Genomic DNA, 11313 nt, shown 5'->3' with positions numbered 1-11313 from the left:
GGCAGCCGCCAATTCTTTTGCGCAGATAGATCTAACCATTGTTGGAGACGGTCCGTTACGTGGTTGGCTAGAGCAAATTGTCCATGACAACGGACTCTCCGCTAGGGTTAAATTTTTGGCAAACAGCCGCGTGAAGTAGTTTTGCGTGCTTATGCAGAGGCAGATGGACTGCTTTTCCTAGCCTCCATGATTCCGGTGGTTACGCCGTTTTAGAAGCCATGGCAGCCGGGTTGCTCTGTGATATGTTTGGATTACGGTGGGCCTAGCGTTTTCGTCGATGATACATGTGGCTGGAAAGTATCCGCTCAAACACCAGCAGAAGCTGTTGAAGGACTAGCCGCAGCCATCCTCGAATTCGCCACAGAGCCACTAGTACGTCAAAAAAGGGCCACGAAGGCCCGCGAACGCGTTCTCCAGAATCACACTTGGAATCAACAGGGCAAAAAGCTACGTGAATGGATATGCCGCGTTCTCGCAGCCACCGAAGGAGCAAAGTTGTGAAATCACCTCGCATTCTGCAGCTCATCCGTCCTCGTGCACCATACTTAAAGGCGCAGCAGGACGCATTCGCTTCCTCTCTACCGGTTGGCGGGCGTTTTATTATCCTTTCTCCCCTGCAGGATCAGCCCACACCAGCAGACTCAATGCCTTGCGGGCCAAACATCGACACACTAACTGTGGAGAGCCAAGCTATTTCATCCTCACTCTGGAGCCACTGGAAAAACGAAGCCGTTGCTTCACGCCTGCCATCCAGTCAACTTTGGCGCAGCATTGCAAATCAGTGCCCAGACCTCATTTGGATGCACGAATACAGTCCCTTTACTCTCACTGGGCTCATCTACTCACTTCGCAAGAAAATTCCCGTAGTTGTTTCCTCCGAAATCGGCCTCAGCAATGCCCAAATATTCAGTCTCAGTGTCCGTATCTGGCATGCATTTTGGGGGAAATTCGTCAGTGGACACATCGCCAACTGCCCCGCCGCATGTCAGCCGCTATCGCGCACCGGTGCACCTGTTATTAGTGCCTTTCATGCCGTTGATAGCCGTGTTTTTACGCCTGCGGACTCACATCCTTCGAATTCTGCGCTCACCTTCGTTTTCATGGGCCACCTGGTACCGCGTAAAGGCCTCGATTTACTTTTCAAAGCCGCACAGCGATTGCGTGAACTCACCTCACAGCCTTTTCGAATACGCATCATAGGCAAAGGTGATGAGCAAACTTTGCGCACACTTGCAGCGGGTCTCGAAATCGAATTCACCGGCTTTCTCAGTGGCGTTGCACTGCGGGACGCCGTTCGTAGTGCCGATGTCTTCGTGCTTCCCACCCGCCAGGATGCTTATGCTGCCGTCACACATGAGGCAGCCTGCCTCGGCCTCCCGCTGATCATTAGTAAATATGCAGGATCAGCCGCGGCCATCGTCGAGGACACAACGCCGGCTTTGTCATAGATCCCCAGGACACGGCTACTTTTGCGCAAAGCATGCTCGCACTTTTCGATCCTGAGATGCGCCGGCAGAATGGCCCACTCGGCACGTCTTCGTGGGGAGGAGCTTTCCGCGCATCGCCGCGGGGCAGCTTATTTGGGAATGGATGCGGCAGCACTTTACTCACTGAGTTTTATTCGTGAACAACGAACTCCAAATTCTCTTCGCTCCCGTGCTCCGCTCGGAGGGCTGGATCAGCATCGATCTCCAGCAGCAAAACATCCTTGAAGCGTTGCGAGCCCATGCCCCAGAGGTCTCCATCACCATCCTCCAGCCTCCAGAACACGGTTCCAGGCTCCCGCTCGTCCGCCCCTTGCTGCGTGACATGCTCTATCCGCGCCTCATCCGCGCACGCTCAGCCACCCTCCCACGCGGCACCTTGCTACACATCGCCGATCACAGCTACGGCCATCTTTGCGCAGCTCACTCACCCTGCGTCATCAATTGTAATGATCTACACCACCACGTCCGCCCTGAGTTGCCTCCGCGTTCACTTGCTCGCTGGAAAAAGCGCATTGGAACCATGCGTCATGCGGCCAAGATCATCACCGTAAGCAAACACCTCAGCGAAGAGGTGCGCCACTACCTTCAGCTTCCAGCGCACCAAGTCGCCGCACTACCAGGAGCTGTCGATCATGATGTTTTTCGATCTACCACCATAGAAAGTGCCACGCATTTTTTGCCCGCACTTGCCGCCCTGCGTTCGGATCATCTCCTCGTGCTCAACATCGGCTCCAACATTGAGCGTAAAAATCTTCCTACGGTCGTACGTGCCCTCCACCTGCTCAAAACTGAGCACCATCTACCCGTGAAACTTGTCAAAGTCGGCCCACCGCTACTGCAAAGTGAGACTCGTGCGCTCATCGACTCCCTCGGCATGCAGCAAGATGTCATCGACCTCGGCGTCCTCACTCCACCGCAAGTCGCCGCCGCTTGCACACTCTGCCACGCGCTATCATTTGCCAGCTTCTACGAAGGTTTTGGTCGGCCCACCCTCGAAGCCCAAGCCTGCGAACTGCCCTGCGTGCTCTCCGACGCCTCCTGCATGCGGGAAGTCGGTGCCGACGGTGCCCTCTACCACGTACCTGCCGACCACGAACAACTCGCCGTGCTGCTCGAACAAGCGATGACCGATCAAACCACCCGTTCCCGGCTTATTGCCGCTGGGCTACGGAATGCTGCTGCCTACACGTGGAAAAATTACGCCCTATCCCTTCTCGGTATCTACCGTGACGCCGCTGCTTCCGCATGAAGAAGACACCTCCCATCGTCTGGTTCATTCTCGCCGCCGCACTCTTGCTGCTCGGTGCCGTTCTTCCATACGCTGCAGGTTATGGCCCGGTGAAGAAGACTATTCTCGAAAACATGGCCATGTATTGGAAAGATGCCACATGGCAGCATGGGGCACTCGCCATGCCCGTCGCCGGTCTGTTGCTTTGGCGGCGGCGTGAACAGCTCAATGCAGTGTCGGTGCGGCCTTCGAATGCAGGCTTCATCCTCGTCCTCGGGGCCCTGCTATTCTACTTCCTCGGTTATCTGGCCAACATTTTTTACTTCGGCTACATGGGCATTATGCTACTTGTTGCGGGGATCGCTGTGACGCTTTTTGGCCTGCGCCGCGCATGGGAAGGCGTTTTCCATGGCTCATGCTCGGCTTTGCCTTCCCGCTCATCTTTTGGAAAGCAATCTCGCCATCAAGCTACGTTACCTCATGCTCGATCTCACCCCGTGGCATGCTCGGCCTGCTCGGCGTTGGCGTGGTGCAGGAGGGCACCTCGCTGCTCTCACCGCCGAATGCCGCAGCGGGTCGCGAACTGGGCGATATCTTCAGTCTCAACATCGAAGGCCCCTGCTCCGGTATGCGGAGTCTCTTTGCGCTCATGTTTGTAGGCGCTTTGTTCAGCTACTTCCGACAAAACGGCCTATTGCAGCGCTGGGTGCTTTTTCATCACTTTCCCGCTCGCCGTGATCGCTAATATGGTGCGAATTCTCATTTTGCTCGGCACCTCCACCTTCATGGGCCAGGATTTTGCCATCGGCAGTGAAGAGCAAGAAGTCTCCACCTTCCACTTCCTCACCGGCGTGGTCACTTTCCTCGTGGCCTTAGCTGGGCTTCAGAGCATTTCCTGGCTCATCGACCGCTTCTGGAACCGCAAACCTCAAACCGGCGCAAAAACCGTCACCCGCCGTGTCATCGCCCGTGGATCATGATCTGGCGTTCATTACTCATTTTTGCCCTTTGCGCCGCCACCGCATTGCTGTGCCACTTTTCTGCCTCCGCACTCGGTGGCGACGACAGTGGAGTCATCGCCGAATTACCCTTCGTCGCAGGCTCTTTTTGTCGGCAGCGAAGAACAAGCCTCTGAAATGAAATCAAACTCCTCCCTGCCGATACCCCCTCATCAAACGTGCCTACCGCGATGCCGCAGCGAACGACAATGTGCACGTTTCCCTCAGGATCGCAGGGCAGGACACGCGGGCCATTCACAAGCCCGAAGTCTGCCTGCCCGGTCAGGGTTGGAGTATCATCGGCTCCACTGTGTTGCCGATTGAAATGAATAATGGAGCCACGCTCCAGGTGCGTGACTTGTCCCTGCAAAAGATTGATAATCGCAGCGAAGGCCAAAAGCGCCTCATCAAAGCCCACTATATCTACTGGTTCATCGGCAAAGGCGTCACCACCACCAGCGACATCGAGCGCCAGTGGCTCAGTTTCAAAGACAGCGTTTTCAACGGCATCAACCACCGCTGGGCCTACCCGTCCGTCATGTCCTTCGTTACCGAGAAAATGAATCCACATCAAACCGGGGAACGTCAGCGCAACGACGAAGAAACCGTCGCCATGCTCCGTGCGTTTATTCGCGACCTTGCACCCAAGTTTCAGAAGGATATCACGCCAAATGAAGAGGCACATCGCTAATCTCGCACGCACGCTCACTGGGGCCTTCGTATTCCGCAAAACCCTGCCCGCTGAATTCGGCAGCGAGCGCTTGTATGTCACTAGCCGTTCAGATATTCGTCTTCTCGTGCCGGGATGGAAAGAAACCGCTGGTGATTTGTTCCGAGTGGTGAACCGCTATGTATCCCCCGGCGACACCGTCTGGGATATAGGTAGCAACCTCGGTATATTAGCCTTTTGCGCAGCGCTCAAATCCGGAGCCCAAGGCCTCGTTTATTCCTTGGAAGCGGATCCCCGTTATGCCGACATCCAGACAAGAACACGGCGAAATTTCACTCCTCATACCGCCCAGATTTCCATTCTTTGTGCCGCTGCGGCGGATCAGTTGGGCATCCTTGATTTTGTGATCCCCAAAAATGGGCATGCGCGGAACCACCTTGCTGTTGTGGATGGAAACGCTGCGACCGAGTCTGAAATGACCAAGCAAGTCATGACCGTCACACTCGATTGGCTGCTCACCTATTGGAATGCGCCTCAGTTTATCAAGATCGACATCGAAGGAGCAGAGTGGCTTGCCATGCTGGGTGCTAGCAAACTCATCACGAAAATTCGGCCTCGTTGCTACATAGAATGCAACGAAGAAAACGCGACCGCCATGACGCAGCTCTTCGTGGCAAACAAGTACCTGCTGTTCTCATTGGATAAAGCGGGGAATGAGCAGCCTGTGCAGAGGTTCGAGTTCAATACGATCGCCATTCCTGTTGAGCAACGCGCACCGGGCTCATGATCATGATCGACACGCTCCGCCACTACTTGCAGCCACTCGGCCAGGTCGCCGTCGCCTACTCCGGCGGCGTGGACAGCACGCTCGTGCTGAAAGCCGCGCTCGACACGCTCGGACGTGAAAACGTCACCGCGCTCCTCGCTGTCTCCCCCAGTCTCCCTCAAAGCGAGAAGAATGAAGCCATCGCACTAGCTAAACCACTCGGCGCACGCCTCGAACTCCTCCACACCACCGAAACCGACGATTCGCAGTATCAGGCTAATGCACCGAATCGTTGCTACTTCTGCAAAGATCATGGTATACCGCGCCCTACGCTACTTTGCGGCTGAAAACGGCATCATGCATGTTTTGGATGGCATGAACGCCGATGACACGCTCGACCTCCGTCCTGGTCGTGCCGCTGCTCGTGAGCTGAATATCCTCAGTCCACTCCATGAACTTGGCTTCACCAAAAAAATCGTCCGTGAAGCTGCTCATACGTTGGGGCTGCCAAACTGGGACAAACCCGCTGCCGCATGCCTCGCCTCCCGCGTGCCCTACGGCATGGCGGTGACGCCGAAACTGCTCTCCACCATCGAACGAGCCGAAGCGGCGCTTGTTGAGCTTGGTTTCCGCGAACTCCGCGTGCGTCACCACGGTGACATCGCTCGAATCGAAGTGCCGCAGGCTGACTTAAGCCGCGCTTTAACGCAACGCGCCGCCATCACCGCTGCCCTTCGCCACCTAGGATACACTTACATCACCCTCGACCTCGCCGCGCTGCGCACAGGCAGTATGAACGAAGTCCTCACCGCCCGCTCCGCATGACCCTCAAATCCTCAAAGAAGGCCTCTTCAAAGCTCGCGCCGAAAAAATGCGCTGCCTCGATATCTAGCCCGTCGCTTCCTCTTTGGCATCGGTGAACGTCTCGGCCTACATATCACGGGCGATCACTTTTACGAGCCGATCCCCAATCTCAAAGATGTCGCCGCGAACTACGATCCCTCATTGATCGACATTCCTGTACACCGACTCGCTCTACAGGACTTTGAGCCAGCGCACATTGCCCGCATAGAACGCTACGGTGCCGAGTTTCTCGCCGCGACCGTTTCTTTCGGCTTTGATAGCGCCAACTACTATTTCAGCGGTGCTGACGCCATGAGCTACTACTGCCTGTTGCGTGAAATGAAGCCCGACTCAGTGGTGGAAGTCGGCCAGGGTAGCAGCACCCGCGTCGCCATTGCCGCATTAGAAAAAAACGCGGCGGAAACCGGTATCGCGGCCCGCTTTGTCAGCATCGATCCCTACACACGCATCCTCGGCAGCGAGGTCAAACCGCAACAGATCATCTTCGAATGCGTCCACCAGCCCATCCAGGCCGTGCCGGTCGAGGACATCCTCTCCCGTTGCCAGGGGAATGCACTGCTCTTCATCGATAGCAGCCACGTGCACAAACACGGCAGCGACGTATGGCACCTCATGCGCTACGTCTATCCGCGCATCCCTGTGGGCTGTCATCTGCATGTGCATGACATTGTCCTGCCGCATCCATGGCCCAAGAACTTCCTCGTCGATCGCAAATGGTTCTGGAATGAGCAGGACATGCTGGAGGCCTTCCTTACCTTTAACACAAACTTCCAAGTAGCGCTGCCAGTCTATTGGCTCCACAACGCCTCAACGCAGATTCAGGCAGCTATGCAGAAAGTCGCACCCGACCTTCACTGTCGTGATCAAGGCTACAGCTTTTATATGAAGCGAATTTCATGAACGAAGCCCGGCTGCGCGATCTGCTTTCCCAAGTCAGTCAGGGCAAACTGGCTGCGGAAGCTGCGCTCGAGCGCCTTCGCACGCTTCCCTTCACCGAAGTGGGTGACGTGCTGACGGATACGCACCGCCTGATCCGCCAGGGCTTCCCTGAGGCGGTTTTTGCCGAGGGGAAAACACTCACTCAGATCACTGACGCTCTCACTGCGCTGCTCGCCGCGAATGGCAGTGCCCTAGCCACGCGAGTCAGTGCAGAAATCGCCGCTGAGCTCTCCCAGCGCTTCCCCGCCGGCCAGTATGATGGTGTTTCTCGCCTCTACCGAATCGGCCAAATGGAGCGAGACATTCCACTCGCTCCCATCCTTGTCATCAGTGCAGGGACGAGCGACCAACTAGTCGCCGAAGAGGCTGCGCAGACGCTGGAGTTCGCCGGGGTCAAAGTCACCCGCGTGAGTGACGTCGGTGTCGCTGGTTTGCACCGTCTGCTTTCCAAGTTAGACCTCATACGCAGTGCCAGTCTCATCATCGCCGTTGCAGGCATGGATGGTGCCCTTCCCAGCGTCATCGGTGGCCTCGTCGCCGCACCGGTGATCGCCGTGCCGACAAGCGTACGCTATGGAGCGAGCCTTGGCGGCGTCGCCGCGCTGCTCACCATGCTGAACTCCTGCGCCAGTGGCCTCACTGTCGTCAATATCGACAACGGCTACGGTGCCGCCATCGCTGCACTGCGAGTGCTTCGCTAATGCACCTCGAAGACAGCCTCTATCCGCTCCTGAAGCTCTATGAGCGTGCGCCGCAGCCCGTGAAGCTGCTCGCGGGCACGGTCTATCGCGCCATACCGGCCTCGTGGCGGAATGGGCCGGCGTTTCCGACGTTTCAGCGGGAAGCTCGTGAAGTCGAAAACTGGGACGCAGACGCGATTCGTCGCTACCAGACCGCAGCGGTGCGTGAATCGCTCCTCGCGGCTTCAAAGGCACCTTTTTATGCCAAGCGCTTCGCCGAGCATGGCGTCGATCCATCGCGGTTTGAGTCGCTGGAGCAGCTTTCGGCCTATCCGCTGCTCACCAAGGACGAATTGCTCCGTGAACGCGAAAACCTCGCCAATCCCGCTTTGCGTCATGAACGCCTCCCCATGACCACCGGCGGCTCCAGCGGCATTCCAGTCGGTTTTGATCTGCATAAAGGCATCAGCAGGCCCAAAGAGCAGGCCTACCTCGACGCCACCTGGGCACGCTGCGGCTACAATGTCGGTGACCGCGTCGCCGTCATTCGTGGCGGCGTCACCTCCACCCGTGCGGACGGCACCATCAGCTACCACGACGCCACACGCGACTGGCTCGTGCTTTCCTCCTACCACCTCACCGCCGCACGTCTCCGCGACTTTGCACACGAGCTGAACCGCTTTCAGCCAAAGCATCTGCTCTGCTATCCCAGCGCCGCGCTCATGCTCATGCAGTTGGGCATCAAACTCGACTTTCCGCTCACCTCCTTGCTCTGCGGCTCGGAAAAACTCAGCGCCGAAGCGCAGCGCCTGCTTGAGGCTTACTTCAAAGTGCCCGTCATGCACTGGTATGGTCACAGCGAGCGAGTCGTGCTCGCCGCACAGCGCCCTGGCAGCACCGCGCTATATTTTTGGCCAACGTACGGCTACGTCGAGTTCGGCGAGGCCGATGCGGAGGGCAATCGCGAGATCATCGGCACTTCGTTTCACAACCACGTCATGCCGCTCATCCGCTACCGCACCGGCGACTTCGCCAAAGTGGCCGAATCTGCCTCGTGGCGTGTCGTCGAGGCCATCACCGGTCGTGATTACGAATTCCTCATCAGCCGCACCGGTCGCCGCATCTCCCTCACCGCCATCAACATGCACGACGACATTTTTGAGGGCCTGCTCGCCGTGCAGTTCCATCAGCACCAACCCGGTGAGGCCGAATGTCACCTCCTTCCCTCTCCAAACTGGTCCCGCGAATGCGAAGCCGTCATCCACAGCGGCCTGATGCAAAAACTCGGCGATGATTTCACGCTCACCCTCCGCGTCACCGATCACGTCGAACAAACCAGCGCAGGCAAACACCGCTGGCTCGTGACCACACTCCAATCATCCACAGATTACGCAGATTTCACAGATGCAGCCTCAGCGTCAGGCCTCAGCCAATCTGTGTAATCTGCGAAATCTGTGGACCCTTTTTTCTTCTGATGTGCTCCATCGCCGGCTTCCTCAACTGCGGTGACTCCACTCTGCTGGGGCGCATCAACGCGACCATGCGCCACCGCGGCCCCGACGCTTCCGGCGTGCAGTGGTTCGCGGAAATGAACAGCGGCCTCGCGCACAATCGCCTCGCCATCGTCGATCTCTCGCCCGGTGGTGCGCAGCCCATGCGCAGCACCTGCGGACGCCACTGGATCAGCTTCAACGGCGAGATCTACAACTACCGCGAGCTCCGCGCCGAGCTGGAGGCCAAAGGCCACGCCTTCCGCAGCAGCAGCGGCACCGAGGTGCTCCTCGCCGCGCTCATCGAGTGGGGTGAAGCCTGCCTGAACAAACTCAGCGGCATGTTCGCCTTCGCGTGGCTCGATTTGGACAAGCGTCGGCTCTTTGCCGCGCGTGACCAGCTCGGCATCAAGCCCTTCTACTTCACCAAAACCAGCGGCGGTGGTCTCGCCTTCGCTTCCGAGATCAAAGCGCTGCTCGCATGCCCCTTCGTCGCCGCGCAGCGCGATGACGAGGCGCTGCGCAATCCGAACCGCTTCCTCATCGCCCCCAGCACCGGCTTCCTCGGCATCGACAAGCTCCCAGCAGGCCACACCCTCACCTGGCAGGACGGACGACTCGAAACGCGCTGCTACTGGAAACTCCAGCCCACCGAGACGCTCACCGACGAAAACCAAGCCATCGAGCAGATCGGCGACCTCATCGAAAAAGCCGTCGAGATGCAAATGATCGCCGATGTGCCCGTCGGCACCTTCTTGAGCGGCGGACTCGACTCCTCGCTCATCAGCGCCCTCATGCGTCGGCATAACACGGGCCGCATCGACGCCTTCACGATCAAATTTTCATCGCAGGACAACAAATTCGAAAAAGCCAGCGACGACGCCACCTACGCCCGCGTCGTCGCCGACAAGTTCGGCTTCAAGCTGCATGAATTCGAGATCGAGCCGAAGATCACCGAGCTGCTGCCAAAGATGGTCTGGCACATGGACGAGCCGTTGTCTGATCCCGCCGCCGTGAACACCTATCTCATCTCGCAAGCCGCACGCGATATGGGCATCATCGTTTTGCTCAACGGCGTCGGCGGTGACGAAATCTTCGGCGGCTATCGCAAACACCTCGCCTGCCTCCACGCAGGCCGTTTTCAGTCTCTCACACCTCAATGGCTGCGCAGCGGCCTCTCGCGCGTCGTGGACGCCTTGCCTGTCGCGACCAAGAGTCGCGGTTTGCTCCTCCCACGCATGATGAAGCGCTTCATGAGCTACGCCTCGCTGCCGGAGGCCGAGCGCTATCTCGCCGCCGACCTCGCCCTCACACCGCAGCGCTTCGCGGAGCTCTATCGCGGTGCTAATTATCACGCCACGCCGTTTTGGCTGCGCCAACAGGCCGCGCTGAATGCCCCCGGCCTCAGCTACCTCACGCGCATGTGCTTGAACGACACGCAAGTCTTCCTGCCGGAGCACAACCTCACCTACAGCGACAAAGCCACCATGGCCGCCAGCATCGAAACACGCCCACCGCTCGTCGATAAAGACGTCGCCGAGGCCATGTTCCGCGCCGCGCCGCATCTGCGCATCCAAGGCAGCATCCAAAAGCATCTCCTCAAACGCATCGGGGCCAAATACCTGCCGCACGATGTCGTGTATCGTCCTAAAGCCAGCTTCAACAGCCCGCTGCGCAGTTGGATGCGCGGCCCGCTGCGTTCCGTCATCGACGAATTCCTCTCTGACACCCAAATCAACGCCCGCGGCCTCCACGAAGCCAAAGTCGTCCGCCGCATGATCGAAGACGACCGTGCCGGCCGCGAGGATCACAGCATGTGGCTCTGGACACTCCTCACCACCGAACTGTGGCACCGCACCTTCCTGGATAAAACGCCGAGCGGTCCTGTGACGCTTTGATTTCGTCCTCGTCCTCGTTCTCCTACTCGAACTCGTCCTCGATCAAAGCGCTCCGCCACAACCCATGAACTCCGCACTTCACATGCAAACTCTCGAAAACCCGCGCCAGCGTCGTGGAGTGCGTGCGGCAGAGATGCCGGAGCCATCCGGCAGCGGCGACGCCGCTGTCGAGTGCGGGAAGAACGCCCTGAGTCCTTAGAGCACCGTCCAGCACGCGACAGCGGTGTCGCGCCAAGGCTTGCCACCGCACTCCACGACGCTGACGCGAGTCAGAAGTCCTATTCCATGAGAAA

The 11313-nt window shown here is 58.2% G+C and carries 11 protein-coding genes and 2 pseudogenes; all 13 read left to right on the top strand.

Annotated elements, in window-relative coordinates:
- The first annotated feature begins 237 nt into the window (after positions 1 to 237).
- Positions 238 to 501 (top strand): glycosyltransferase, encoded by a 264-nt coding sequence (locus tag IPK32_24405; GenBank protein ID MBK8095025.1) that lies wholly within the window; start codon positions 238 to 240, stop codon positions 499 to 501.
- Complete coding sequence (locus IPK32_24400) at positions 498 to 1448, top strand: glycosyltransferase family 4 protein (GenBank protein MBK8095024.1); 951 nt, start codon at positions 498 to 500, stop codon at positions 1446 to 1448. Before IPK32_24405 ends, IPK32_24400 begins: the two co-directional genes overlap by 4 nt.
- A 175-nt stretch (positions 1449 to 1623) precedes the next feature.
- Positions 1624 to 2736 carry a glycosyltransferase family 4 protein gene (locus IPK32_24395; protein ID MBK8095023.1) on the top strand — a complete coding sequence of 371 codons (1113 nt, stop codon included), beginning with the start codon at positions 1624 to 1626 and terminating at the stop codon, positions 2734 to 2736.
- Positions 2733 to 3110: pseudogene (locus tag IPK32_24390) on the top strand (archaeosortase/exosortase family protein). Before IPK32_24395 ends, IPK32_24390 begins: the two are co-directional and overlap by 4 nt.
- A gap of 20 nt (positions 3111 to 3130) precedes the next feature.
- Positions 3131 to 3460, top strand: a complete 330-nt coding sequence (locus tag IPK32_24385) for an exosortase/archaeosortase family protein (protein MBK8095022.1) — start codon at positions 3131 to 3133, stop codon at positions 3458 to 3460.
- Positions 3450 to 3695: a hypothetical protein gene (locus IPK32_24380; protein ID MBK8095021.1), complete on the top strand. Its 246-nt coding sequence runs from the start codon at positions 3450 to 3452 to the stop codon at positions 3693 to 3695. The genes IPK32_24385 and IPK32_24380 overlap by 11 nt, the downstream gene beginning before the upstream one ends.
- Before the next feature lie 229 nt (positions 3696 to 3924).
- Positions 3925 to 4404, top strand: a complete 480-nt coding sequence (locus tag IPK32_24375; protein ID MBK8095020.1) for an exosortase-associated EpsI family protein — start codon at positions 3925 to 3927, stop codon at positions 4402 to 4404.
- Positions 4385 to 5170 (top strand): FkbM family methyltransferase, encoded by a 786-nt coding sequence (locus IPK32_24370; protein ID MBK8095019.1) that lies wholly within the window; start codon positions 4385 to 4387, stop codon positions 5168 to 5170. The genes IPK32_24375 and IPK32_24370 overlap by 20 nt, the downstream gene beginning before the upstream one ends.
- Positions 5167 to 5974 (top strand): annotated as a pseudogene (larE, locus tag IPK32_24365) (ATP-dependent sacrificial sulfur transferase LarE). Before IPK32_24370 ends, larE begins: the two are co-directional and overlap by 4 nt.
- Before the next feature lie 180 nt (positions 5975 to 6154).
- Positions 6155 to 6913 (top strand): class I SAM-dependent methyltransferase, encoded by a 759-nt coding sequence (locus tag IPK32_24360; protein ID MBK8095018.1) that lies wholly within the window; start codon positions 6155 to 6157, stop codon positions 6911 to 6913.
- Positions 6910 to 7653 (top strand): nickel pincer cofactor biosynthesis protein LarB, encoded by a 744-nt coding sequence (gene larB, locus IPK32_24355; GenBank protein MBK8095017.1) that lies wholly within the window; start codon positions 6910 to 6912, stop codon positions 7651 to 7653. The genes IPK32_24360 and larB overlap by 4 nt, the downstream gene beginning before the upstream one ends.
- Positions 7653 to 9074 (top strand): phenylacetate--CoA ligase family protein, encoded by a 1422-nt coding sequence (locus tag IPK32_24350; GenBank protein ID MBK8095016.1) that lies wholly within the window; start codon positions 7653 to 7655, stop codon positions 9072 to 9074. The genes larB and IPK32_24350 overlap by 1 nt, the downstream gene beginning before the upstream one ends.
- A gap of 32 nt (positions 9075 to 9106) precedes the next feature.
- Positions 9107 to 11020: an asparagine synthase (glutamine-hydrolyzing) gene (asnB, locus tag IPK32_24345; GenBank protein ID MBK8095015.1), complete on the top strand. Its 1914-nt coding sequence runs from the start codon at positions 9107 to 9109 to the stop codon at positions 11018 to 11020.
- The last annotated feature ends 293 nt before the right edge of the window (positions 11021 to 11313 follow it).

This window comes from Verrucomicrobiaceae bacterium, assembly GCA_016713035.1.
Taxonomy (GTDB): Bacteria; Verrucomicrobiota; Verrucomicrobiia; order Verrucomicrobiales; family Verrucomicrobiaceae; genus Prosthecobacter.
The sequence above is the reverse complement of the archived record's forward strand: the minus strand, read 5'-3'. Positions and strand labels throughout refer to the sequence as shown.

Bases quoted from the DNA above. Each gene is read 5' to 3' on its own strand.
- IPK32_24385 (MBK8095022.1), top strand. From the start codon at position 3,131: ATGCTCGGCTTTGCCTTCCCGCTCATCTTTTGGAAAGCAATCTCGCCA.
- IPK32_24370 (MBK8095019.1), top strand. From the start codon at position 4,385: ATGAAGAGGCACATCGCTAATCTCGCACGCACGCTCACTGGGGCCTTC.
- larB (MBK8095017.1), top strand. From the start codon at position 6,910: ATGAACGAAGCCCGGCTGCGCGATCTGCTTTCCCAAGTCAGTCAGGGC.
- IPK32_24350 (MBK8095016.1), top strand. From the start codon at position 7,653: ATGCACCTCGAAGACAGCCTCTATCCGCTCCTGAAGCTCTATGAGCGT.
- asnB (MBK8095015.1), top strand. From the start codon at position 9,107: ATGTGCTCCATCGCCGGCTTCCTCAACTGCGGTGACTCCACTCTGCTG.